Source organism: Kushneria sp. EE4, from assembly GCF_977968315.1.
The window spans coordinates 3136646-3161188 of sequence record NZ_OZ386212.1 but is presented as its reverse complement, the minus strand read 5'-3'; the positions used below and the strand labels follow the sequence as shown (position 1 = coordinate 3161188).

Annotated in this window: 23 protein-coding genes; 11 read left to right on the top strand and 12 right to left on the bottom strand. The window is 61.8% G+C overall.

The window, feature by feature from the left end; all coding sequences use genetic code 11:
* Positions 1 to 5 precede the first annotated feature (5 nt).
* From ACXMYO_RS14315 to ACXMYO_RS14305, 3 genes are read left to right on the top strand one after another with little or no spacing between them, the layout of a single operon-like run.
* The gene (locus ACXMYO_RS14315) at positions 6 to 1322 is read left to right on the top strand and encodes a PqiA/YebS family transporter subunit (protein WP_457809200.1); all 1317 of its coding nucleotides are present in this window, start codon (positions 6 to 8) and stop codon (positions 1320 to 1322) included.
* On the top strand, positions 1319 to 2965 hold the full coding sequence (gene pqiB, locus ACXMYO_RS14310) for an intermembrane transport protein PqiB (protein ID WP_457809199.1): 1647 nt from the start codon (positions 1319 to 1321) through the stop codon (positions 2963 to 2965). The genes ACXMYO_RS14315 and pqiB overlap by 4 nt, the downstream gene beginning before the upstream one ends.
* Positions 2962 to 3639, top strand: a complete 678-nt coding sequence (locus ACXMYO_RS14305; protein WP_457809198.1) for a PqiC family protein — start codon at positions 2962 to 2964, stop codon at positions 3637 to 3639. The genes pqiB and ACXMYO_RS14305 overlap by 4 nt, the downstream gene beginning before the upstream one ends.
* Positions 3640 to 3742: 103 nt before the next feature.
* Here the strand turns inward: ACXMYO_RS14305 and ACXMYO_RS14300 are convergent, their stop codons facing one another.
* The 4 genes from ACXMYO_RS14300 to rdgB all read right to left on the bottom strand — a co-directional run bounded on the left by ACXMYO_RS14300 (position 3743) and on the right by rdgB (position 7192).
* Positions 3743 to 4591 carry a 23S rRNA (adenine(2030)-N(6))-methyltransferase RlmJ gene (locus ACXMYO_RS14300; RefSeq protein WP_457809197.1) on the bottom strand — a complete coding sequence of 283 codons (849 nt, stop codon included), beginning with the start codon at positions 4589 to 4591 and terminating at the stop codon, positions 3743 to 3745.
* A 74-nt stretch (positions 4592 to 4665) separates the two neighbouring features.
* Entirely contained in the window at positions 4666 to 5331 is a 666-nt protein-coding gene (locus ACXMYO_RS14295) for an OmpA family protein (protein ID WP_438765527.1), read from the bottom strand.
* Between the two features lie 86 nt (positions 5332 to 5417).
* A complete protein-coding gene (hemW, locus tag ACXMYO_RS14290; protein WP_438765526.1) occupies positions 5418 to 6593 on the bottom strand; it encodes a radical SAM family heme chaperone HemW in 1176 nt (391 codons plus the stop codon).
* Positions 6593 to 7192, bottom strand: coding sequence for an RdgB/HAM1 family non-canonical purine NTP pyrophosphatase (gene rdgB / locus ACXMYO_RS14285; RefSeq protein ID WP_438765525.1), 600 nt, complete (start codon positions 7190 to 7192; stop codon positions 6593 to 6595). The genes hemW and rdgB overlap by 1 nt, the downstream gene beginning before the upstream one ends.
* 255 nt (positions 7193 to 7447) lie before the next feature.
* Here rdgB and ACXMYO_RS14280 point away from each other — a divergent pair, with 255 nt between their 5' ends.
* Positions 7448 to 8146: a LuxR C-terminal-related transcriptional regulator gene (locus ACXMYO_RS14280; protein WP_457809196.1), complete on the top strand. Its 699-nt coding sequence runs from the start codon at positions 7448 to 7450 to the stop codon at positions 8144 to 8146.
* Between the two features lie 97 nt (positions 8147 to 8243).
* Here the strand turns inward: ACXMYO_RS14280 and ACXMYO_RS14275 are convergent, their stop codons facing one another.
* Both ACXMYO_RS14275 and ACXMYO_RS14270 read right to left on the bottom strand, forming a co-directional pair.
* The gene (locus ACXMYO_RS14275; RefSeq protein WP_438765523.1) at positions 8244 to 9806 is read right to left on the bottom strand and encodes a SulP family inorganic anion transporter; all 1563 of its coding nucleotides are present in this window, start codon (positions 9804 to 9806) and stop codon (positions 8244 to 8246) included.
* Complete coding sequence (locus tag ACXMYO_RS14270) at positions 9803 to 10477, bottom strand: carbonic anhydrase (protein WP_457809195.1); 675 nt, start codon at positions 10475 to 10477, stop codon at positions 9803 to 9805. The genes ACXMYO_RS14275 and ACXMYO_RS14270 overlap by 4 nt, the downstream gene beginning before the upstream one ends.
* A 417-nt stretch (positions 10478 to 10894) precedes the next feature.
* Between ACXMYO_RS14270 and ACXMYO_RS14265 the strand changes: the two genes are divergently transcribed.
* Complete coding sequence (locus tag ACXMYO_RS14265) at positions 10895 to 11578, top strand: LuxR C-terminal-related transcriptional regulator (protein WP_438765521.1); 684 nt, start codon at positions 10895 to 10897, stop codon at positions 11576 to 11578.
* 19 nt (positions 11579 to 11597) lie between these two features.
* On the opposite strand, the gene ACXMYO_RS14260 is transcribed toward ACXMYO_RS14265, so the two are convergent.
* The 6 genes from ACXMYO_RS14260 to ACXMYO_RS14235 form a co-directional block, all read right to left on the bottom strand.
* Positions 11598 to 13175: a bifunctional aminoglycoside phosphotransferase/ATP-binding protein gene (locus ACXMYO_RS14260; protein WP_457809194.1), complete on the bottom strand. Its 1578-nt coding sequence runs from the start codon at positions 13173 to 13175 to the stop codon at positions 11598 to 11600.
* Positions 13176 to 13248: 73 nt separating this feature from the next.
* On the bottom strand, positions 13249 to 14538 hold the full coding sequence (hemL, locus tag ACXMYO_RS14255; protein ID WP_438765519.1) for a glutamate-1-semialdehyde 2,1-aminomutase: 1290 nt from the start codon (positions 14536 to 14538) through the stop codon (positions 13249 to 13251).
* Between the two features lie 123 nt (positions 14539 to 14661).
* Complete coding sequence (gene thiE, locus ACXMYO_RS14250; RefSeq protein ID WP_438765518.1) at positions 14662 to 15285, bottom strand: thiamine phosphate synthase; 624 nt, start codon at positions 15283 to 15285, stop codon at positions 14662 to 14664.
* Between the two features lie 29 nt (positions 15286 to 15314).
* On the bottom strand, positions 15315 to 16121 hold the full coding sequence (gene thiD / locus ACXMYO_RS14245) for a bifunctional hydroxymethylpyrimidine kinase/phosphomethylpyrimidine kinase (protein ID WP_457809193.1): 807 nt from the start codon (positions 16119 to 16121) through the stop codon (positions 15315 to 15317).
* Positions 16121 to 16555, bottom strand: coding sequence for a protoporphyrinogen oxidase HemJ (gene hemJ / locus ACXMYO_RS14240; RefSeq protein ID WP_457809192.1), 435 nt, complete (start codon positions 16553 to 16555; stop codon positions 16121 to 16123). The genes thiD and hemJ overlap by 1 nt, the downstream gene beginning before the upstream one ends.
* A 52-nt stretch (positions 16556 to 16607) precedes the next feature.
* Positions 16608 to 18389, bottom strand: coding sequence for a chloride channel protein (locus tag ACXMYO_RS14235; RefSeq protein WP_457809191.1), 1782 nt, complete (start codon positions 18387 to 18389; stop codon positions 16608 to 16610).
* Positions 18390 to 18599: 210 nt separating this feature from the next.
* On the opposite strand from ACXMYO_RS14235, the gene erpA reads away from it, so the two are divergent.
* From erpA to ACXMYO_RS14205, 6 genes are all read left to right on the top strand, one after another.
* The gene (gene erpA, locus ACXMYO_RS14230; RefSeq protein WP_438765513.1) at positions 18600 to 18953 is read left to right on the top strand and encodes an iron-sulfur cluster insertion protein ErpA; all 354 of its coding nucleotides are present in this window, start codon (positions 18600 to 18602) and stop codon (positions 18951 to 18953) included.
* 621 nt (positions 18954 to 19574) lie between these two features.
* Positions 19575 to 21467 (top strand): tRNA uridine-5-carboxymethylaminomethyl(34) synthesis enzyme MnmG, encoded by a 1893-nt coding sequence (mnmG, locus tag ACXMYO_RS14225; RefSeq protein ID WP_457809190.1) that lies wholly within the window; start codon positions 19575 to 19577, stop codon positions 21465 to 21467.
* The gene (gene rsmG, locus ACXMYO_RS14220) at positions 21464 to 22081 is read left to right on the top strand and encodes a 16S rRNA (guanine(527)-N(7))-methyltransferase RsmG (RefSeq protein WP_457809189.1); all 618 of its coding nucleotides are present in this window, start codon (positions 21464 to 21466) and stop codon (positions 22079 to 22081) included. Before mnmG ends, rsmG begins: the two co-directional genes overlap by 4 nt.
* A gap of 35 nt (positions 22082 to 22116) precedes the next feature.
* Positions 22117 to 22887, top strand: a complete 771-nt coding sequence (locus ACXMYO_RS14215; RefSeq protein WP_457809188.1) for a ParA family protein — start codon at positions 22117 to 22119, stop codon at positions 22885 to 22887.
* A gap of 105 nt (positions 22888 to 22992) precedes the next feature.
* Positions 22993 to 23916, top strand: coding sequence for a ParB/RepB/Spo0J family partition protein (locus ACXMYO_RS14210; protein WP_115854484.1), 924 nt, complete (start codon positions 22993 to 22995; stop codon positions 23914 to 23916).
* A gap of 76 nt (positions 23917 to 23992) precedes the next feature.
* Positions 23993 to 24529 carry an ATP synthase subunit I gene (locus ACXMYO_RS14205; RefSeq protein WP_438768487.1) on the top strand — a complete coding sequence of 179 codons (537 nt, stop codon included), beginning with the start codon at positions 23993 to 23995 and terminating at the stop codon, positions 24527 to 24529.
* Positions 24530 to 24543 lie beyond the last annotated feature (14 nt).

Below are 24543 nucleotides of genomic sequence, written 5' to 3'. Positions count from 1 at the left end.
CATCCGTGCCTTCACGGCCCCTGCGGGTCTGCCATGAATGCGATCTGGTCAGCACCGTGCCGCCACTGGCGTGCTCGGAAAGCGCGCGCTGCCCGCGCTGTCAGAGTGAGCTGATGGTACGCAAGCGTGCCCCTGCCCAGCAGGCACTGGCGCTGGCCATCGCCGCGGTGGTGGCACTGGTCACCTCGCTCGCCTTTCCGTTTATCTCCTTTTCCGCGCGCGGCATCGAGCGCGCCATCAGCCTGACCGATGCCATCGCCATTTTGTCGACCGGCAACTACACCGTGCTCGCGGTGGTGCTGTGGATGGTGCTGTTGCTGCTGCCGATGCTCTATCTGGGCATGGTGATCGTGATACACGCTGCCTTTTTGCTGGGCCGCCGCCCGCCCCGGGGCATGTTGATGCTGCGCACCCTGCGCCATATCGAGCACTGGATGATGGCCGATGTGTTCCTGATCGGCGTGCTGGTCAGCCTGGTCAAGATTTTATCGCTGGCCAGCATCGGCTTTGGCGTCTCCTTCTGGGCCTTTTGCCTGTTCGTGGTGCTGATGCTTTTGATCTCGCGCAGCGTGGATCGCGACTGGCTCTGGGATGTCATAGCACCGGAACCGGCCCCGCCGGCCCGGGCGCAGTCGGGGCGTACCGCACTGAGTCAAAAGCTCGCGGGCTGTCCGGTGTGTGGTACGGTCAACGACTACTATCACCACCAGCCATGCTACTGCCGACGCTGCGGCGAGAAGCTGCACATGCGCCGCCGCCACAGCGTGCAGAAAACCCTGGCGCTGCTGATGGTGTCCGTCATCCTCTACATTCCGGCCATGGTGTTGCCGATCATGACCGTGTCGAGTCTCAACGATACGACCACCCAGACCGTCATGGGCGGCGTGCTGTTGCTGCTCGATCATGGCGACTATCCCATTGCCGCCATCATCTTTCTGGCCAGCGTCGTCATTCCGGTGGCCAAGCTGCTGGCGCTTTTCTGGCTGTGTATCAAGGTGGCCCGGCCACAGCCCTGGCGGCCCGAGGTGCGCATGACCCTTTATCGGGTGACCGAATTCATCGGTCGCTGGTCGATGATCGATGTCTTCGTGGTCGCTTTGCTGGCGGCGCTGGTGCAGCTCGGGGTGTTGATGCATGTGTCTGCCGAGCCCGGCATCATCGCCTTCGGCGCCGTGGTGGTACTGACGATGGTGGCCGCCATGAGCTTTGATCCGCGTCTGATCTGGGACGCCGCCGACCACGCCGATCTTGAAAACAACGATATTTCTACATTATCCCCTCAGCCGGTGGTTGCAGGGAAAGCACAGGACACGGGGCAATGAGCGAGACCGAGACCACCGCGCAACGCAAAAAGCACCGCCACATTTCGCCGGTCTGGCTGATCCCGCTGATCGCGCTGTTGATCGGGGGGTGGATGCTCTATCACACCCTCTCCTCGCGAGGTCCGGAAATCACGCTGATCATGAACAATGCCGAAGGCATCGATGCCGGCAATACCATGATCAAGGCGCGCAATGTGGACGTGGGCGAGGTCACCTCGGTATCGCTGTCGGAAGACACCTCGCATGCCGTGATCAAGGCGCGCATGGACCCGGACACCGATCGCCTGCTCAACGAGGACACCCGGTTCTGGGTGGTCAAGCCGCGCATCGGTCGCGAAGGCATCAGCGGTTTGAATACCGTGCTGTCGGGGGCCTATATCCAGCTGCAGCCGGGGCATTCGGAAAACGCCCAGGACAGCTTTGAAATGCTCGAACAGCCGCCGGTCGCCCCGCCGGATGCCAAGGGGCTGCGCCTGCATCTGACCAGCGCCGCCGCCGGCTCGCTCAACGTCGGCGACCCGGTCCTGTTTCAGGGCTTCACCGTCGGGCGGGTCGAGAATCTCGAGTTCGACACCGAAGACCGCGTGGTGCACTACCAGCTCTTTATTCAGGAGCCCTACGAGGATCTGGTCACCAGCAACACCCGCTTCTGGCTGGCCTCGGGCATCAATTTCGACCTGACCTCCGAGGGCTTCTCGCTGGGGCTGGGCTCGCTGGAGTCGCTGGTCAGCGGCGGCGTGACCTTCGGCGTGCCGGAAGACATTCCGCCGGGCGAGCCGATCGGCAACAACAGCGAGCTGGTCTTTTCGCTCTACAGCGATGAAGAAAACGCCCTGCAGGGCAGCTTCAGCCACTACCTGCGCTATGTGGTCATGATCGATGACACCGTGCGCGGGCTCTCGCGTGGCGCCCCGGTCGAGTATCGCGGCGTGCGCATCGGTACCGTGGACACCGTGCCCTACCGCATTGATCTGCTGCAGGAAAACCAGGTCGAGGGCTTCAGGATTCCGGTGCTGATCCGCATCGAGCCGCAGCGAATGCAGGCGAAGGTGGACGAGGAGTCGCTCAAGGACTGGCGCGCACGCATCAACGCCATGTTCGGCAACGGTCTGCGCGCCTCGCTCAAGACCGGCAACATCTTCACCGGCGCACTCTTTGTGGATACCAACTTCGTCGACGAGCCGTCCGAGCAGACGATCAAGGAATATAACGGCGTGGCCGTGTTCCCGAGCGAGCCCGGCAGCTTCGCCCAGATCGAACAGAAGGTGACCGGCCTGCTCGACAAGCTCAACAATCTGCCGGTGGAATCGTCACTGGACCGCCTGGATGCGACGCTTGCCAGCTCCGAGTCGCTGATCAACGAGCTCAACGAGACGGCCGCCAGCATCAACGAGGTGCTCAACGATGAAAGCACCCGCGGTCTGCCCAGCGACGTACAGCGCACGCTGCGCAGCATCGAGCAGACGCTGTCGAGCTACTCGAGCGAGGCCCCGGCCTACGGCGAGCTGACCTCGACGCTGAGAAGCCTTGAACAGCTGATGCGCTCGCTGCAGCCGGCGGCGCGCACCATCAGCGAGAAACCCAATTCGCTGATTTTCAATCGCGGCGAGATCCAGGATCCGCAACCGAGGGCCCGTCCATGATGATGCCATTTCTTCACGCCTCACTTCGCAGTGCCGGCCTGGCAGCGGTGGTGATGCTGGCCGGCTGCGCCGGTCAGGCCACCGAGTTTCACCGCTACACGCTGCCGCTGGCCGATCAGCGCACCGCCGAGCCGGGCGCGTCGCTGCCGGACAGCGCCCCGACGCTTGCAGTGTCGTCGGTTCGCCTGGCGGACTATCTCGACGGCCAGGGCGTGGTCTATCAGACGAGCGATATCGAGGTAAACGAGGCGCAGACCAATCTGTGGGCCGACAATCTGAGCGCCCAGCTCACCCGCAGCCTTCAGCGCACGCTGGGCGACCGGCTGCGTGATCATCGCGTGCTGGGCGAGACGCTGGCCGGCGACCGCGCCGATACCGGCGTGCGGGTCACGCTGTCGCAGTTTCAGGGGCGCTATGACGGCATGGCGGTGCTGGCCGGGCAGTATCAGCTGCGCGATGCCGGCGGCAACCTGATGGCCCAGCACCATTTTGATATCGAGCGGCCGCTGGAAGACGACGGCTATCCGGCGCTGGTGCGTACCCTCTCGCAGGGCTGGGAAAACGTGGGCGAGCAGATTGCCGACGAGATTGCGCGTCAGGAGCGCAGTAATGCCAACGCCGGCGCCTCGGCGAGCCGCCCGTCGACACAGACAGCGCCGGCCGGCTCGTCCTGACAGGCTGACCGGGGTTAACACAAAAAGGCCCGCCATGACGGCGGGCCTTTTTATGGAATCAACGTCCGGCGTTCAGGGTCTGACCCTTGTGGTCAGCGCCTGATCAGGGCCGCTCGGGCATCCACCAGTCACTGGTATGCCGGGCCTGATCGCCGTAGAGCGTGGCAAGTTCAGTGAAGGCGTCATCAAGCTGCGTGTCCAGCTGCCACGGCGGGTTGAGTATCAAAAGCCCCGAGCCGTAGAGCCCGCGCTCACCCGCCGGGGCGTGACGAGTGAGCTCGCTGCGCCACACCCTGGCGATCCCATGGCGCTTGATCGCATCCAGCAGGCGCTGGTGACGCCCGTCCCCCAGCAGCGGATACCAAATCAGCACGACGGCATGTCGCATCTGGCGCACGACCTGATCAAGCGTCGAGGCGACCGCCTCATAGTCGTCCTTCACCTCATAGGAGGGGTCGATCAACACGCACAGCCTGGGCGTTCTTACCGGCAGCTGATGGACCAGCCCTTCCAGGCCGTCGCGCTTGAGCCGTCGTACGTGGGGCGTATCAAGCGCGGCGTCTTCCAGATGGCGATGCTCGCCGGGATGCAGCTCATACAGGGTCAGCCGATCATTGGCGCGCATGGCGCGGGCAAACCACCAGGGCGAGCCCGGATAGCGCGCCAGCGTCCTTGAATCGTCCTGAAGACTGCCCAGCGCCTCGCACCAGCGCTCGAGCAGCCCCGTGTGGCGATCACGCGCCTGCCAGACAGGCAGGACGCCCTCGCGGTACTCACCCAGCCTTGCGGTCTCCATCGCCTCCAGCGGATAGTGACCTCGGCCGGCATGCGTGTCGATCAGGCTCAGGGCCGAGTTTTTCTGCATGAGGCGCTCGATCAGCGCGAACTGGGCCAGATGCTTGTGCACATCGGCAAAGTTGCCGGCATGCCATGCATGTTGATAGGAAAGCACGTTCCCTCCTTGAAAAAACGTCGCCGCAGTCACAGGACTGCGGCGACGATCCGACGCTCGGTCGATTCAGCGAATCATTGGTTGCCGTTGGGGACCAGCGTGACCGTGACGCGACGATTCTGCGCCCGGCCTTCGGGCGTGTCGTTGCCGGTTACGTAGTTGCTGGCGCCGTAGCCCTGCATGATCAAACGGTTAAAGTTGACCCCGCCGCGGGCCAGATAGTTGCCGACCGCCTGGGCGCGCAGTTCGGACAGACGCTGGTTATAGGCCGCAGCACCGGTGGAGTCGGTGTAGCCGGCGATATTGACCAGCGTATCGGGATACTCGCCAAGCACCTTGATCACGCCATCCAGCGGGGCGTGAATCTGCGAGGAAAGCTCGCTGGAATCACTGCCGAAGGTGATGGCGCTGGGCATGTTGAGCTGGATCTGATCGCCGACGCGATTGACGCTCACGCCCGTGCCCTGCATTTCCTGACGCAGTTTGGCCTCCTGAGCGTCCATGTAGTAGCCGACACCGCCACCGGCGGCCGCGCCCACGGCGGCACCGATCAGGGTCTTGTCGAGGCGGTGGTTACCGCTTTTGGTCGCGCCGGCCACGCCGCCGACCAGTGCGCCGATGCCCGCGCCCTTGGCCAGACTCGAGGTCTGCTGCTCATTGGTATAGGGGTTTGTCGTGGTACAGCCCGTAGCGGCCATGACTACGGCCAGCGGCGCCGCCATCCAGATGCTTTTCTTCACGTCCTGCTCTCCTGTGAATACCGTTCGGGGCCTGGCCCCGATCTTCCTGAACCTGCAGGGCCATCAGAGCCCTGCCGTGTGGCCCGTCATGAGCGGGCCAGAACCGAATCATCGCACAGCGCCAGCAGATCGTTGAGAAACAACAGCCCCAGCGGTGTGGCCTGTATGCGGGCGTGCGTGTCACACATCAGCTCGCGTGCAATGGGCGCTCTAGTGTGAGCGTCCAGACGGGCGTCGTCGAGCCCGGTATGACGCGGCCAGAGCGCGCGGGGCACGCCCTCGCTCAGGCGCAGGGCGTTCATCAAAAACTCGAGCCCGCGCTCATCGCGCGAGAGTTCGCGATGGCCGGCCACAAAGCCGTGCGGATCACCATGGCGCTCAAGGTAGGTCTCGGGCTGGCGCACTTTCCAGCGCCGCTCGATCGCAAGCCCCTGCCCCTCCGGCCGGGAGATCTTGCCGTGGGCGCCGGCGCCGATGCCCAGATAGTCGCCGAAACGCCAGTAGTTCAGGTTATGACGCGCCTCATGGCCCGGGCGGGACCACGCCGAAATCTCGTAGCGCTGAAAGCCGGCCGCTTCCAGACGGGCCTGGCCGGCGTCCTGAATGTCGGCCAGCACGTCCTCCTCGGGCAGCTCGGGCGGGCGCGAATAAAAGGCCGTGTTGGGCTCGAGCGTGAGCTGATACCAGGACAGATGCGAAGGCTCAAGCGCCAGCGCCTGGTCGATGTCGGAAAGCGCCGTGGCCATGGTCTGCCCCGGCAGCCCGTGCATCAGATCAATATTGATCTCGTCAAAACCGACCTCGCGCGCGGTGGTAATGGCGTGCACGGCCTCGCCTGCATCATGGATACGTCCCAGCCGTGTCAGGGCCTCGTTGTCAAAGCTCTGCACGCCGACCGAGAGCCGGTTGATGCCGGCGCGGCGAAAATCGGCGAAACGCTCGCGCTCGAAGGTGCCCGGGTTGGCCTCCAGCGTGATCTCGATATCATCTGCCAGCGTCAGGCGCTCGCGGATACCGGCCAGCAGCCTTTCATAGCCGGCGCCGCTGACCAGACTGGGGGTGCCGCCGCCAATGAAAATCGAGGTCAGCACCCGGCCCTGGACATCGACCAGCTCGGCGTCCAGATCCGCCAGCAGGGCATCGATGTAGGCCTGCTCGGGCAGCGCCTGCGTCAGCGTATGGGAATTGAAGTCGCAGTAGGGACACTTGCGCACGCACCATGGAACATGGATATATAGCGCCAGGGGCGGCAGGGAAAGCATCAGCGCTCCAGCTGCTCGAGCAGGGCGGTGAGCGCGCGACCGCGATGGCTGATTCGATTCTTGAGCTCCGGCGAGAGTTCGGCCACGCTCAATCCCTGATCGGGTACCCAGAACAAAGGATCATAGCCAAAGCCACCCTCGCCGCGCGGCAGGGAGAGAATTTCTCCCGGCCAGCTGCCCTGAACAATAATGGGCACCGGATCCTCGGGATGGCGCATATAAACAAGCACGCAGTGGTACTGCGCGCCACGCTGACCCTCGGGCACCTCGGCAAGCGCCTCGAGCAGTCTGTCGTTGTTGGCCTGATCGTCACCCTGCGCGCCGCTGTAGCGCGCCGAGTAAATGCCGGGCGCACCGCCCAGCGCGGTGACGGCCAGTCCCGAGTCGTCGGCCAGCGCCGGCAGCCCGCTGCCAAGACAGGCAGCACGCGCCTTGAGCAGGGCATTTTCAACAAAGGTCAAGCCGGTCTCCTCGGCGGCCGATATACCGTGATCGGCCTGAGAAGTGATCTCCCATGCCAGCGGTTCGAGCAGCTCGCGGAACTCCCGCAGCTTGCCGGCATTGTTGCTGGCGACAACGAGAGAGCGTGTAGCAGACATAAGGCATGATCCCCTGGTGTGATTGACGACCCCATTTTAAAGCGCCATGTCATCACACTGGAACATATTGTTTCGGATTGGCCGACCGAAGCATACCTGGCGTGATACAAATAGCGTGATGTTAACCAACGAAATGACCGTCAAAACAGCGCCTGCCTGAGCGATGCTCCAGACGCCGTTTCGGAGTAAGCTTGAGCAAAGCCTCGTCGTTGGCTGTCACAACATGAGCTGATGAACGGGCATCAAGGGGGCACCGTGGATAGTGACGTGGAAAGTGAAAAGCAGGTAGTCGTACTACTGGTGACAGAGATCAACCCGCAAAGCGAGCTGTTCATGCAGTACGTGCGGGACAGGATCGGCTGTGAGGTAGAAACGCTGGCACCGCGGGATGCGGTACCGGCAGAAGATGATATACAGCGTGTGGTGCTGCTCGATGCCGATCATGTCAACGAAAAGGACATGTATCACTGGGAGGAGAGCGCTGCCAGCGAAAGTAACAGCCTGACGCTTGCCGCCTTCAACCTTGCCGATGAAAACCAGGCCGTCAATCTGGCGACCACCTTTCGTCTGCAGGGCGTGTTTTATCGCCGCGACTCGCTGGCACTGATCTGCAAGGGCATTGCCAAGCTGATCAACGATGAACTGTGGATGTCGCGCAATCTGATGACGCGACTGATCCGCTTCTATCGTCGCCAGCAGATCAATGCCTTCCGTCCGGCCAACGGTCTGACGCATCGCGAGCTCGAAATCCTGCGGCTTTTGGGCACCGGGGCGTCCAATACCGAAATCGCGGGCCAGCTGTTTGTCAGTGAACACACGGTCAAGTCGCACCTTTACAACATCTTTCGCAAGCTCAAGGTACGCAATCGGATTCAGGCCATGAACTGGGTGCGCCAGAACCTGGGCGGCGCGCCCCTGCCACCGGCGTCGCGCAGCACCTCGACCGACGCCTGACAACGCCGTTTTTGCTGGTGTCATGACATGAAAAAGGGCGCCTTCGGTAATCAATACCGGAGGCGCCCTTTTGGTGCCTGCTTGAAACCATCAAGAATCAGGCAGGCCGTGGCGCCGGTGGCATGTCACCGCCCGTTAGCGCACTTGAGGGGCGAAGGGCGGGATAGCTGGCCGTCATGCCGTTGACCTGCTTGAGCTCCACCACGATATCGCGCTCGTGCGATGAATAGACGAAATTATCGATGTCCTCCTGAATATCGGGGTCGATGAAGCCCGCCTCGCGCGCATCGATGATGAGATGGCTGCCATCAACGATGTCATCCAGGTAATAGCGCACCTTGTCGCGGTTGAGAAAGGAGATATCGGTGTGAAAGCGCAGCAGGGCGTAATGCTCATGGCGCGTAAACGACACCGCCGAGTGATAGTTGGCACGCACCAGAAAATAGAGCCCGCACAGAAAGCCGATGATGACGCCTTCAAGCAGATTGGTGACCATGATCGCAACGACCGTGACGGCAAAGGGCACAAAGCGCTGCCAGCCCTGATGATAGTGCGCAAGGATCGTGGCCGGACGGGCGAGCTTGTAGCCGGTATGCACCAGAACGGCCGCCAGGCACGCCAACGGAATGAACTCCAGCGCCCCGGCCACAAACGCCACGCTGCACAGCAGCAGAATGCCGTGCACAAAGCTTGCAAGACGCGTGCGCCCGCCCGCCTGTACGTTGGCCGAACTGCGCACGATGACTGCCGTGATCGGCAGCCCCCCGACCATGCCACTGACGATATTGCCGATGCCCTGCGCCTTGAGCTCGCGATGCGGCGGCGAGTGACGCTTGAGCGGATCGATCTTGTCCACGGCCTCGAGACTCAACAGGGTTTCAAGGCTTGCCACCAGCGCCAGCGTCACGGCCGTCATGTAGACCTGCGGCTTGAGCAGATCAGCCACCACCGGCAGCTGCAGCTGTTCGATGAAATCCCCCGGCCCCCCCAGGCCCGGCAGGGAAATGCGCTGACCGGCCTCCAGCGCCCCGGGCAGGCCCATCGACAGCGCCAGCCGGTCCATGGCGATGGCGACAAGCACCGCCACCAGCGGGGCCGGAAAGCGCTTGATCACCGCCGGCATGAACGGCTGCTCCCAGCTGATCAGAATGACAAGCGACACCGCAGCAATGGCCAGCGCCACCGGTGACAGCCCCGCCATCAGCGCACCGATATTGAGCAGGGAAACGTCACTGTCCTGCGAAAGCCCCAGCGCCAGCGGAATCTGATTGAGAATCAGGATCAGCCCGATGGCGGCCAGCATGCCCTTGATCACCGCCGAGGGCACAAAGGCGCCAATCCGGCCCAGACGCAAAAAGCCGAACACCAGCTGCAGAACGCCGGCCAGCACCGTGGCCACAAACAGCCCGCTCAGCCCGATCTGTTCGACCGCCCCCAGAACGATCACGGTCAGGCCGGCTGCCGGGCCGGAAACGCTCAGCGAGGAGCCGCTGAAAAGCGACACAACGATCCCGCCGACAATACCGGCGATCAGTCCAGAAAGTGGCGGTGCCCCCGAGGCCAGTGAGATGCCCAGACACAACGGGATGGCGACCAGAAAGACCACGATACCGGCAGGCAGGTCCTGAGACAGCGTTTTAAGCGACAGTGTTCTGCTCATGTGACCGCCCCCCGCTCATGAGATACGCCCTTGCCGGATGTCGGCGTTCGGACCGGCACGGTCTCGTGACACTCGCCTTCCCAACGCTGAATTTCGCGCAGTCTGCCCGTTTCCAGGGCATAGACCATGCCATGAATCGTGGGCCCTTGATGCCGTGACCACTGCGCCTGAATCAGGGGCATCTCGCTGAGCACCCGGACCTGATCGGCCACGTTGAATGCCACCAGTCGATCAAGACGCCCGGCCTCATCGGGTATCTCCGAGAGCACATCAGCATGCCGTCTTCTGAGTTCACGGATGCCATCGAGATGATCATCCAGATGAGAAAGCCCGGTATTTTCATCTGTCATTGCCGCCTGGATACCACCACAGCGGTGGTGTCCACAGACCACGATATGACGGACCTTTAATACAGCAACGGCGTATTCAAGCACGCTCATAAAACCTGTTTCATTCAGGCAGACCCGGTTGGCCACGTTACGATGAATAAACATTTCACCCGGTGAGGTGTTACACAGCTGCTCGGCAGGAACGCGGCTATCAGAGCATCCGATCCAGAGCACTTCCGGCGATTGTCCGGTACTCAAGCGATCAAACATGCCCGGATCACGGTGTTTGATTTCATCGGCCCAGGCCTGATTTTCCAGCAGCAATCTCTCGACAAAACGCATCCAGCGCTCCTCTATTTTGTTACAGGGCTGTAAGCGATCCGTTTCAAATACATCCCCTAACGCAATTTCCTGTGCACAATGCGCCATTTGATGTAGATGCACGTTTTGACCGCTCTCATTCAAAAATCGATCGCCCTATAATCAGGGTCATCTTCAGTACCCCGGTCGCGTCGGCTATCGGTACGATCACCCGAACCGAGACCGCGTTCTTGTTGATCGACCTGGAACGTTAGTCGTAAGAGCTTAATCAGCTCTGAACCTTAAGTGCTTTTAAGTATTTGTTTTGTATATTTTTTTACTTAATCTTACTTAGCGTTAAGGGTGCCCTTCCCGGCGCGCCGGATGTCGGCACACCCCCCTGTTTTGACCGCTATCGGGTGTCTGAAGGCCTACATACTCTTTACCAGGGCCACTTTCATGGATGCGACACACACTGCACTGATCATGGTGACCAAAAGCAGCCCCCAGAATGAGCTGTTTCTGGATTACCTTCGTCAACAGCTGGGCTGCCACGTGCAACAGCTGCCGACCGATGAACCCCCCGAACTGCCCGATCATCTGAGACACTGCCGTGTCGTGGCGCTGCTTGACGATGATCATCTGGAAGAATCCGTACTGCGCGAGTGGACACAGCAGCTCGGCCAGTACGACGACGCCATCTTCACGGCCTTTAACATGTCCGATGAAGATCGCGCCGTCGCTCTGATGATGCGCATGCCGCTGCACGGCATTTTCTATCGAGGGGATTCGCTGCAGTTGATCAGCAAGGGCATTCGCAAGCTTTTCGAAGGAGAGATGTGGCTGTCGCGCCCGCTGATGGAGCGTCTTCTGTGCGCGTACTGGCATCGCCAGCATGACGAACAGCTGCCACTGGCGAGTCTGACCCCGCGCGAGCATGAAATTCTGAGCCTTCTCGACAGCGGCGCCAGCAATCTGGATATCGCCGACCGACTGTCCATCAGCGAACACACGGTCAAGTCACATCTGTATCACGTGTTTCGCAAGCTCAAGGTGAGAAATCGGGCGCAGGCACTGAACCTGCTGCGCCAGCAGCCCACGGCCGTGGTGGCCGCGCCCCGCACACGTCGGGACACGGCCTGAGACCGGCGGCCGGGGTCGATCAGTTCAGACGCAACCGCTCCTTGATCAGCGACACCAGCGTCAGATTGGCATCCTCGGCCGTGGTATCCAGATGAATCAGATAGGCCAGCTCATCTTCGTCAAAGGCCTCACGCGAGGCGAGCTGGTGATCCAGCACCTCGGTTCCCGCCTCTGACGCCTCACCGCGTCGCCCCTGACGTCGCTCGAGCCGGTCGCGCAGCGTCTCGTCATCGGCCTCAAAGCTGATCAAAAGTGCCGCCAGACCGCGCTTTTCGGCCTCATGACGCAGCCGGTCACGCTGTGAGCGCTTGAGCGATGTGGCATCGACGCAGACCGGGTAGCCGGCCTCCATCAATGTGCCGCTCAGGGCGGCCAGCCGCTCATAGGTCTGTCGGGTCATGTCATCGCTATAAAGCCCCTGCGCCACGCTTGAGCCCGAATCGGCATCAGGCGCCAGTTCCACAAGACGCTTTCGTTCGACGTCGGAGCGAAGGCGCACGGCCCCCATCGACCGGACCACCTGCTCGGTAAACCGGCTCTTGCCGCTGCCCGACACCCCCACGCTGATCAAAAGCCAGGGGATATCGATCTCGCTGTAGCGCTCGGCCAGCGCGATGTAGCTGCGATAGTCCGACAGCGCCGCGTCCCGGTCGGCCGGATGCAGATCCGGCTGCTGCAGGCGAAACAGCGCCACCTTGGCCCGCACCATGGCCCGATAGGCCTTGTACCAGAGCAGCAGGCGAACCAGCTCGTGATCGCCACTGCCTTCCAGATAGCGATTGAGCACGTGGCTTGACAGTGCATGCTCGCCGCGCGCCTCGAGATCCATCAGTAAAAAGGCCAGCTCGCAGCAGACGTCGTTGTAGCGCAGGTCATCGTTGAACTCGATACAGTCAAAGATCAGCGCGCGACCGTCGTGTTGCACCACGTTGGCCAGATGCACGTCACCGTGCGTTTCACGCACAAACCCGTCGCGCTGGCGCTGCGCCAGTATCGGCGAAAGGCGCTGATAGAGCTCGTCGGCGCGCTCGGCCAGTTCATCAAGACGGCGAAGGTCCTCTTTGCTGTCCAGCAGCGGGCGAATCTGATCGAAATTCTGCACCACCGGCGCCCGGACGGCCTCCGGCGACCCGAAGGTGCTGTCGGGTGAGACGCGCTCGGCGCGCTGATGAAAGGCGACCAGCTGATCCACCATGTCATCCATCATGGCGCGGGTCAGCTCGCTGTTGGCCTGCAGCGTCGAGAAAAGACCGGCGTTGTCGAACTGTCGCATGCACACGGCGTATTCAAACGGCTCACCCTCGCCGTCCAGTACCGGTGCATCAGGGGTGCCGCTGATGGGCACGACGCGCTCGTAGAGATCGCCCGCCAGCCGTCGGTTGAGTCGCACCTCGTCTTCACAAAAGCCCCGGCGACGCGCCAGCGTCGAAAAGTCCAGAAACCCGAAATCCAGCGGCTTTTTGATCTTGTAGGCGTACTCGCCGGTCAAAACGACCCAGGAAATATGGGTCTCATACACCTGCAGATTCGACACGTCATGATTGAAAAACCGGCCGCTTCTCAGCGCGCTGATCAGTGACTGACTCAAGGGACTCACTCCGGATCAGTGGGAAATTCGCCCGCCGAAACGACCGGTGGGCGCTGTATGGCGCCCCGGAGGGCGCCGGCTATCAGGTCAGGGTGGCGAACACGGCCTCGGCGGCGTCGAGCGTGGCATTGATGTCGTCGTCTTCGTGGACGCTGGACATGAAACCGGCCTCAAACGGGGACGGCGCCATGTAGATGCCGCGATCCAGCATGGCCGTAAAGAAGGCCCTGAAGCGCTCGACGTTGCAGCCGGTGGCGGCCTCGAAGTCGTTGACCTCGGTCCGGTCGGTAAAGAATACGCCGAACATGCCGCCGGCCCGATGGGTCAAAAGCGATACACCAGCGGCTTTTGCCCGCTGCTCGAGGCCGTCGCACAGCATGTCGACCCGCTCGCTCAGATGCTGATGGAAGCCGGGCTGGCGCACCTTTTTCAAAACCGCGATGCCGGCGGCCATGGCCAGCGGGTTACCCGAGAGCGTCCCGGCCTGATAGACCGGCCCCAGCGGCGAAAGATACTCCATGATGGCGCGCTTGCCACCGAAGGCGCCGACCGGCATGCCGCCGCCGACGATCTTGCCCAGGCAGGTCAGATCTGGGGCAACCCGGTAAAAGGCCTGAGCGCCACCCAGTGCCACGCGAAAGCCGGTCATGACCTCGTCAAAGATCAACACGGCGCCGGACTCATCACACACCTTGCGCAGACACTCCAGAAACCCGGGCACCGGCGGAATGCAGTTCATGTTGCCGGCCACCGGCTCCACGATGATGCAGGCCACCTGATCGCCGATCTCGCGAAAGCACTCGCGCACGCCCTCGATGTCGTTGTAGGACAGCGTGATGGTGTGCTCGGCAAGCGAGGCCGGTACGCCCGGCGAGCTGGGCTCGCCATGGGTGAGCGCGCCGGAACCGGCCTTGACCAGCAGCGAATCCACATGGCCGTGGTAGTTGCCCTCGAACTTGACGATCTTGTCACGCCCGGTATAGCCGCGCGCCAGGCGTACTGCCGACATGGTCGCCTCGGTGCCCGAGTTGACCATGCGCACCATGTCAATCGACGGCATGATCTCGCAGATCAGCTCGGCCATATCGGTCTCGACCGCCGTGGGGGTGCCAAAGGAGAGGCCGTCTTCGAGCCGGTCGCGCACGGCGCTGAGCACGTCCGGGTCGGCGTGGCCGGTGATCATCGGCCCCCAGGAGCCGACATAGTCGATATAGCGTCGGCCCTCGACGTCAAAGAGGTAGGGCCCGCGGGCACGTGACACGAACATGGGCGCACGCCCCATGCCCTTGAAGGCACGTACGGGAGAGTTGACGCCACCGGGAATGCGATGCCCCGCGCGGGTAAAAAGCGTCTCGGAAGTAATGAGATCCATCTTCACGCTCCTGTGGAAAAGAGGACACAGGCCGGGTCTGAAGCGAGCGACCTGAAGAGAGTGCGTTATCCACACCCGGTGGGCGGTCGCGGCCGACACCGGGTGTGGATAACCTGAAAGACATTATCGATCAAACTTTTGATTGAGCCGGCGCACTGCAGCGCCCGGATCATCGGCGCCGAAAATGCCGTGGACCAGCGCGACCAGATCAGCGCCGGCCTCGACCGTGGCGTCGATATTGTCGGCATCGATACCGCCGATCGCCACTCGCGGCAGGCCGAAATGCTCGGCGCGGGCGAGAATCGACAGATCCGCCGGCGGCGCGTCGGGCTTGGTTCGTGACGGATAGAAGCGACCGAAGGCCAGATAGCTGGCGCCCTCGCGCGCGGCCTGTTCGGCGAACTCGAGACTGTCCTGACAGGTCGCGCCGATAATGGCATCAGGGCCCAGCGCCTTGCGGGCCCGGGCAATCGAGCCATCGCTGCGGCCCAGATGCACCCCGGCGCCCAGCCGCCAGGCCAGGGCGGCATCGTCGTTGATGATCAAGGGGGTGTCGTAGTGATCACACAGCGCCTTGAGGGCGCGCGCCTGCCGCTCGCGCAGTCCTTCGTCGCCGGACTTGTCGCGGTACTGCAAAAGCGCGATGCCGGCCTCCAGCGCGGCCTCGCAGCGATCGATGAGCGTGGCATCATCCGGCATCAGCTGCGCATCGGTCAGGGCGTAGAGCCCCTGCTTCCACTGGGTCATGGCTCGCCCTCCGGCGTTGGTAAATAAAATCAGTCGATCAGACGGTCGGGGACGTACTGCCCGCGCCCGGGCATCAGCGCGTTTTCAAGACTGTGCCAGGTAAACTGTTGCGCCCTTTCACAGGCATTTTCAAGTGTCTCGCCCCGGGCCAGCAGGGCGGCCGTGGCACTGGCCAGCGTGCATCCGGAGCCGTGATAGCTGCCCGGCAGTCGCGGCCATGACCACTGCCGCATGCCCTCCGGCGTATAGAGTCGATGAATGACGCTGGCGCGCCGGCACTCGCCGGCCACATCGGTACCCGTGGCCAGAATGGCGCCCGCCCCTGCTGCCAAAAGCCTTTCGGCCTGACCGGCGATGTCATTATCATCGACACCGGCTTGCCCCGGCAGGACAGCGGCGAGCCGGGCAAGCTCCTGCAGGTTGGGCGTGATTAGACTCGCCAGCGGCAACAGCCGCTGAACAAACGCCGCCATCAGCGCCTGCCCGGACAGTTCACGCCCGCCGCCGGCCTTCAGCACCGGATCGAGGATGATGGGCAGATGCGGATGCGCCGCACACAGCGTAATGACCGCTTCCAGCGCGGAGAGATCGGCGATCAGCCCCACCTTGATGGCGTGAATCCCGCAGTCATCGAGCAGCGCCCGGGCCGTTGCCAGTATCTCCTCGCCCGGACGCGGCATAACGCTCAGAACGTCCACGGTGGTCTGGCGCGTCAGCGCCGTGGGCACCGTCAACGCCCAGCCGCCCATGGCACGAACGGCCTCGGCGTCGGCCATCAACCCGGCGCCGCCGGTCGGATCATGACCGGCCAGAACCAGCACGCAGGGCAGCGTCATTAAAGCGGCTTGACCACGGAAAAAATGACGATGGCGATCAAAAGTACCGCCGGAATGATGCCAAAGATGCGGTAATAGGTCCCGCCGCGGCGATTGGTACCGGCCGCAAACCGCTTCATGTGCGCCATACAGATATGGTGGAAACCGATCAGAAGAACGACCAGTACGGCCTTGACGTAAAACCAGCCCGCGGTGAGGTAGTACTGGAAATCAAGCGCCACAAGCCAGATCCCGAACACCAGCGTCAGGATCATGCCCGGTGTCATGATGGCGCTGTAGAGCTTGCGTTCCATGATCTGAAACCGGGTCGACCCCTGACCGTCATTCTGGCGCAGGGCATGGCTGTGATAGATGAAAAGACGCGGCAGATAAAAAAGCGCGGCAAACCAGCACGTAAATGAAATGATGTGAAAGGCCAGAACCCAGGCGTACATAGGGGCATCCTCGATAGCAGTGGTCAGGTCGTGTCCGATGGGTCATTGCCCATCAGTGATAATAGTTTTCGATGGCTTCACGCGTGATGATACCTGAAACCCGATGCATCATCGGCGCGGTAATGTGTCTGACGTAAAGTGCATCCACCCGCTGATCGTCAAGACAGGCAAAGGCCTCCGACAGCGTAGCCTGAAGATCGATGGGAGCCAGCTCCAGGCGCTTGCCGGGGATCTCCAGCAGATTGACGCTACCCTCCTGATCCACGCCGGTCTGGTCTTCTTCTTCAAGCGCCCGGGCCATGTCGGCCGCCAGCAGGGCCAGCGGTGCCTTGCCGGGTTCGCGGTCGGCCTTTTTCTGATCCCCCTGCCGGTGGATCAAAATCCATGTCGGCCGGGCATCCAGAATGGCTCGTGCCCGCTCCTGGCTGATGACCGCGGCCGTCACGCTGACGCTGCGGTCCATGACGGCGCCGACCCCGACCCTTGAAAGCGCCTGCATCAGCGGCTGCTGCAGCGGATGTTGCGTGCTGCCCTGGCGGGGCATGACAAAAAACCCCTGAGTGCGCCAGACAAGACGTGCCGTCAATGAGGCGCTCAAGACGGTCAGCATGCCGTACAAAATGATATCAGGGCTGTGTGTCAGCTCCAGAAGCGCCATGATGGCCGCCAGCGGCGCCTGTAAAACGGCGCCCATCATGGCGGCCATACCCATCATCACATACAGGTTGGGCTCCCCCACCATCGAGGGCAAAAGCGCCGTCGCCCCGAGCCCGAAGAGCGCACCGGCCGCGGCACCAATCACCAGCGTTGGGCCCACGATGCCGATCGGGATGCCGCAGGCCACGGTCACGGCGGTGAGTATCAGCTTGCCCAGCGCCAGCGCCAGCAGCACATCAAGGCTTGCCTGACCGGCCAGAATCGCCTCGACACTGTCATAGCCGATGCCCTGCACCTGCGGATAAAAAAGGGCCACCGACCCGGTCAGCACACCGGCAACCAAGATGCGAATGCCCCAGGGCACCCGGGCAAAACGCTCGCCCACGCACGACAAACGGATAAAGCCCCCGGCCATGACGCCGACCGCCAGCGCCATGAGCAGAAGCCACGGAATATCCAGCAGGCGCGGTTCGATGACGGCCGGCAACATAAAGGCCGGCGCCGAGCCGAAATGCAGCTGTGTGACCACCGCCCCGGTGGCCGAGGCCAGCATCACCGGCATGAAGCCGGTCAGGGTGTACTCCATCATCACCACTTCCATGGCGAAGATAACGCCGGCGATGGGCGTATTGAACGACGCCGAGATACCGGCGGCCACCCCGCAGCCCACCAGCACGCGCAGACTGTTGTGCGGCAGCTTGAGCTGCTGACCGATCCAGCCCGACGCCCCGGCGCCGAGATGGACCGCCGGCCCCTCGCGACCGGCAGAAAGTCCGCCCAGCAGCGAGACCACACCGACCCACCACTGATTGAGCCAGTTGTCGCGGGCCATGACGCCCTGGTGATAGGAAAAGCGCTCGATGACATGGGTAATACCCAGTCGACGCGCGCTTTTTTTCTGCCACCCAAGCCCCAGCCCGATCAGCACGACGGCGGCCACCGGCAGACCCATGCGCACCGCCGCCGGCAGGGCTTCAAAGGCCTCGGTATGCCCGTCGGGCATCAACACCAGCGCCCCCAGTTCGATCAGCTCTCGAAAGGCGATCATGATCACACCCGTCAATGCCCCCGAAATGACTGCCAGCAGGCACAGCTGCGGCAGGGCATCGACGCTTGCCAGTTCGCGTCGAAAGTTTTCAAGGCTCAGGCGGGACATATCAAGAAGGCGGCGCGGCAAGCTTTTTCTCCCCAGCGGCAGAGTAACAGGGTCACGGGATGGCAGGGCTGTCAGCCTATCACTGTTTTCACCGATACCTCTGGTGATCGTCATGCAGCGTCTGTCGGTTGACCACCGGCTGGGGGGGTGTCGATAATGGACACCATGACAGCCCTCGTGCTGATCCATTTCTGGCACGCATCATGCGTGTCATCCTAGAAGGAGACCGCGATGAGCGGAGCAGAATCCTTTGTTCCGACCCCGCTTGTCTTTACCGATGCCGCAGCCGGCAGAGTCAGAGCGCTGATCGAGGAAGAAAGCAACCCGGCCCTGAAGCTGCGCGTCTACGTAACGGGAGGCGGTTGTTCGGGCTTTCAGTATGGTTTCGATTTTGCAGAAACCGTCGGTGAAGACGACACCGTGATCGAAAACGGCGACGTCGCCATGGTGATCGACCCGCTGAGCTATCAGTATCTGGTTGGCTCCACGGTCGATTTCGAAGCCGGTCTGGCCGGTGCCCGCTTTTTGATCAAAAACCCCAACGCCACGACCACCTGTGGTTGCGGAGCCTCCTTCACGGTGTAAGGTCCTCAAGGTGAGGCCAAAGCGCCTGTCAGTCTCTGACAGGCGCTTTTTTTACGCCTGAAAAAGCCCCTTTTGACCCTTTTTACCGCCTGTCGCCCTGTGGATAGAAAAATATCCACTTTTCTCTTTTTCGCGCTACAGCCCCCTGTACGCGAGCCCTGTTCCCCTTTTTTACAAGACGCTGCCTCTCTTGATGACCATGGGGAGAAACGTCCCTGAGCCCGGTTGACGAGTCGGGGATAAATCGAGCTGTGGGTAACTTGCCCATTTATGCACACCTCGTACAGTGCCTGCCCCAGGGAAGCACGCAGCTTTCCCGGCGTTCCAGTCACACCCCAGCTTGCTGTTTTATGGGTGGAAAAGTTGCTTTTCCACAGAAATCGCCTTCACCAATAATCACAACCACAACAGAACTTCTTATTTAAAAACCGTTTTTATTTATTAATAACCTGTTCTCTGAAAAATCCATGTGTGGAAAACCCTGACGCTTACTCACAGCCACGTTATAATGCGCGCCATTCAACACGGCTTATCCCCAACGCCCTGTTCGGGCATGTGGGTATCGACACACGCTGATCACTCGGGTGTCGCCTTCATCTTCAACCCCTCGAGGTTTTTCACGTGGATTATCCGGACCGCTTTGACGTCATTGTCATCGGTGGTGGTCATGCGGGTACCGAAGCCGCACTGGCCGCCGCTCGCATGGGCTGTCAGACCCTGCTGCTCAGTCACAACATTGAAACGCTGGGACAGATGTCCTGTAATCCGGCCATCGGCGGGATCGGCAAGAGCCATCTGGTCAAGGAAATCGATGCCCTCGGCGGTGCCATGGCGCTGGCCACCGACCAGGGCGGTATCCAGTTTCGTACGCTCAATTCCCGCAAGGGACCGGCCGTACGTGCCACCCGTGCTCAGGCCGATCGCGTGCGCTACAAGGCCGCCATTCGCCACATTCTTGAAAACCAGCCCAATCTGTCGATCTTTGCCCAGGCCGCCGACGATCTGATCGTTGAAGGCGATACGGTACGCGGCGTACTGACCCGCGGCGGTATCCGCTTCATGGCAGAAACCGTGGTGCTGTGTACCGGCACGTTTCTGGGCGGGGTAATTCATATCGGCATGGAGCACCACAGCGGCGGACGTTCGGGCGACCCGGCTTCCAACGCACTGGCCGCTCGTCTGCGCGAACAGCCCCTGCGCGTGGCCCGGCTCAAGACCGGCACGCCGCCGCGGCTGGATGCCAGAACGGTCGACTTTTCGAAGCTGGCCGAACAGCCCGGCGATACGCCGCGGCCGGTGATGTCCTATATGGGACGTCGGGACATGCATCCCGATCAGGTGAGCTGCTTCATTGCGCATACCAACGAGCGTACCCACGACATCATCCGGGCCAATCTGGATCGCTCGCCGATGTATTCCGGCGTTATCGACAGCACCGGACCGCGCTACTGCCCCTCCATCGAGGACAAGATTCACCGCTTTGCCGACAAGCAAAGCCACCAGATCTTTATCGAACCGGAAGGGCTTGATACCCATGAGCTCTATCCCAACGGTATCTCGACATCACTGCCCTTTGACGTGCAGCTGTCACTGGTGCGCTCGATCGAAGGGCTGGAGCGCACGCATATCGTGCGTCCGGGCTATGCCATCGAGTACGACTTCTTCGATCCGAGAGATCTGAAGCACTCGCTGGAAACGAAGGTGATTCACAACCTGTGGTTCGCCGGACAGATCAACGGCACCACCGGCTATGAGGAAGCCGCCGCTCAGGGGCTTCTGGCCGGTCTCAATGCGGCCCGCCGCGTCAAGGGACTCGAGCCCTGGTGGCCGCGTCGCGATGAGGCCTACATCGGTGTGATGGTGGATGACCTGATCCGCATGGGCACCCAGGAGCCTTACCGGATGTTTACCTCGCGGGCGGAGTATCGTCTGCTGCTGCGCGAGGACAATGCCGATCTGCGTCTGACCGAGACCGGTCGTCAGCTGGGCCTGGTGGATGACGCACGCTTTGACGCCTTCCAGCAAAAGCGCCAGGCCATCGAGACCGAGCGCGAACGCATCGATCACACCTGGATTCAGCCAAGCAGCGACGCGGCCAAAAGTCTTTTCGACCGGGTGGGTAAACTCTCGCGGGAACATCGACTCAGTGATCTGCTGCGTCGCCCCGAGCTGACCTATGACGACATCGCACCGCTGGCCGAGGGGGCGGCGCAGGACCCGCTGGTGCGCGAGCAGGTGCAGATTCAGGCCAAGTATCAGGGCTACATCGATCGCCAGAGCGAGGAAATCGACAAGCTCAAGCGCCACGAGGCCACCCGGCTGCCGGAGACGATCGAATACGATCGCATCGACGGGCTTTCCAGCGAGATCCGCCAGAAGCTCAAGGCCGCTCGGCCCGAAACGCTGGCCGAAGCCGGTCGCATTCCGGGCGTCACGCCGGCGGCCATTTCGATGCTTTTGATTCATCTTAAAAAACGCAGCAACGCGCACAAGGTTGGGGCTGCCACGTCATGAGTGGTGCGATCGAGCGTCGTCTCGATGACGGCATGACGGCCATGAATCTCAGCGTTGCAGGCGATGTTCGTGACCGGCTGCTGGCCTTTGTGACGCTGTTGCACAAGTGGAATCGGGCCTATAACCTCACCGCCGTACGCGATATCGACACGATGGTGACGCGTCATCTGCTCGACAGTCTGGCGATTCTGCCCTGGATTGAAGGCCCGAAACTTCTGGATGTTGGCAGCGGCGCCGGGCTGCCCGGCATCGTGGTCGCCATTGTGCGCCCCGACATTGCCCTGACCTCGATCGACAGCAACGGCAAGAAGATTCGATTCCAGCGTCAGGTGGCCTTTGAGCTGGGCCTTGACAACGTCACCCCCGTACACGACCGGGTCGAGGCACTGGCCGGGGTTAGCTTCGAGCAGATCACCAGCCGTGCCTTCGCCGCCCCGTCGGAGTTTGTCGATCTGACGCGCACGCTTCTGGCCGAAGGCGGACACTGGCTGGCCATGGCGGGGCGCGTGGATGACATTACGCTGCCCGACGATGTCAGGCTGGTCCAGACATGGCCGCTGGACATTCCCGGTGAACAGGCCCAGCGTCATCTGTTGAAAATGGACATCGCCTGACAGGGCTCAGCGATCAATACACAAGGAACTCTCTCTTGACCCGGATCATTGCGCTGACCAACCAGAAGGGTGGCGTCGGCAAGACCACGACCGCCGTCAACCTGGCGGCTGCTCTGGCATCGCTGAAAAAACGGGTGCTGCTGGTGGACATGGACCCGCAGGGCCACGCCACCATGGGCAGCGGTATCGACAAGCATGCGCTGGCCAACGGCGGTTCGCTGGATGTGCTGCTTGACGAGATTTCAGCCTCTGATGCGATCGTGGACTGCCCCAACGCCGGCTATCAGCTGCTGCCGGCCAACGGGGATCTCACCGCCGCCGAGGTCGATCTTCTCGAACGCGAGGGCCGCGAGCGCTGTCTGGACCGCGCCATCGAGACCGTGGCCGAACGCTTCGATGTGGTCCTGATCGACTGCCCGCCTTCGCTGAACATGCTGACCGTCAATGCCCTGACTTCGGCCCACGGCGTTTTGATCCCGCTGCAGTGCGAGTTTTATGCCCTTGAGGGGCTGTCGGCACTGCTGGATACCGTCGAGCAGATTCGCGACAGCGTCAATCCGGCGCTGGCCCTGGACGGCATCGTGCGAACCATGTTTGATAACCGCAACAGCCTGACCCGGGATGTCAGCAAGCAGCTGTCGGACTATTTCGGTGACGACCTGCTGAAAACGGCCATTCCTCGCAATGTCCGTCTGGCCGAAGCGCCCAGCCATGGTCTGCCGGTCAACCGCTACGCACGCATGTCCCGCGGCGCTCACGCCTACCGGGTACTGGCCAAGGAACTGATTGGCAAGCTGTCGCTGTAGTCCGGAAAGCTCCGGAACACTGACGATGGATCGACCCTTGAGCGCCGACGCTTGCTGCGTCGGCGCGTGTTGTTACTTTCGCATGGCCTGAACGAGGAACTGTTCATGACGCGTAAACGCGCACTCGGAAGAGGACTGGACGCACTGATTGGCGCCGGTGCCCGGCAGCGTTCACAGACCCAGGACCCCGAGGGTGGTTCTGCCGGGGCGGCAGTAACTGCATCCCCCCTGATCGACAGCCGCGAACGCCTTGAGCGCCTGCCGCTGGCAGAACTTACGCGCGGACGCTATCAGCCGCGTCGCGAAATGCAGCCCGAGCGACTTGAAGAGCTGGCCGCCTCGATTCGAACCCGCGGCGTTATGCAGCCCATCGTGGTGCGCCCTCTGCCCGAGGGCAGTGATGCCCGCTATGAGATCATCGCCGGCGAACGCCGCTGGCGCGCCGCGCAAATGGCCGAGCTGGACGTCATTCCGGCGGTGGTGCGCGAGCTTGACGATGAAACCGCGCTGGCTCTGGCGCTGATCGAAAACATCCAGCGTGAAGACCTCAATCCCATCGAGGAAACCATCGCCCTCAAGCGGCTGATGGATGAATTTTCCCTGACCCAGCAGCAAACGGCCGATGCCGTGGGGCGCTCGCGCGGTCAGATCGCCAACATGCTCCGGCTTTTGGCGCTTGAAGACGATGTCCAGACGCTGCTGGAGCGCGGCGACATGGATGTCGGACACGCCAGAGCCCTGCTGGGTCTCAAGGGCAACAAGCAGCGACAGGCGGCGCGCGAGGTGGTCGAACGCGGTCTGACCGTGCGCCAGACCGAGGCGCTGGTCAAAAAATATGCACAGGCCGCGCCGGACAGCAAAAAGCCATCCGACAAACCCTCGGGCGATGTGGGCAGTCTGGAAAATCAGCTGGCGGAACTGCTGGGCGCACGCGTCCAGATCAGTCATGGCAAAACCGGCAAGGGAAGCCTGACGATTCGTTACACAAGCCTTGATGAGCTTGATGGTATTCTTTCGCATATTCGCTGAGGCCATGTGCGCTTAAATACGACTTAATTCGGTGTTGTAAACTGCGACGCTTTGACACAGGATCGAGCCGCTTTTGGTGCAGATCAGCTTAAAACCTGCGATTTTCGATGCCTGTGACATTGAAGCGACCGGGGGGCTTCCTTATAATCCGCCTGCCTGGCGCAAAGAGCCGAATATCTCGGGAATGCATAAAACCATGCAACGACACGAGCCCACGGCTGCGGCAGTGCCGGCAGCCCCGAGACGCCCGGGAATACACAGATTATTGCTGGTGCAGCTCGGTATTGTCGTTGCGGTTACCACAGTGCTGGCTTTCGAGACGGATAACGCCCTGGCGTTATCGGCACTGATGGGAGGGATGACAGGGGTGCTGCCCAATGCGTATTTCGCCTGGCGCGCCTTTTTGTTTCGGGGTGCACGCTACAGGCGTCAGATGATAAGCAGTTTGTATCGAGCCCAGGCAGGCAAGCATTTTCTGACAATCCTGCTGTTTACTGGCATTTTTATAACGTCGCCACCGCAAGCGCCCGCATGGTTTTTTGGCACGTTTGCGCTGGTCCAGAGCGTTTACTGGTTAAGCCCCTGGCTGATCAGCAGATCCGGTTCCCTTTAAAAAACGATTCAAGG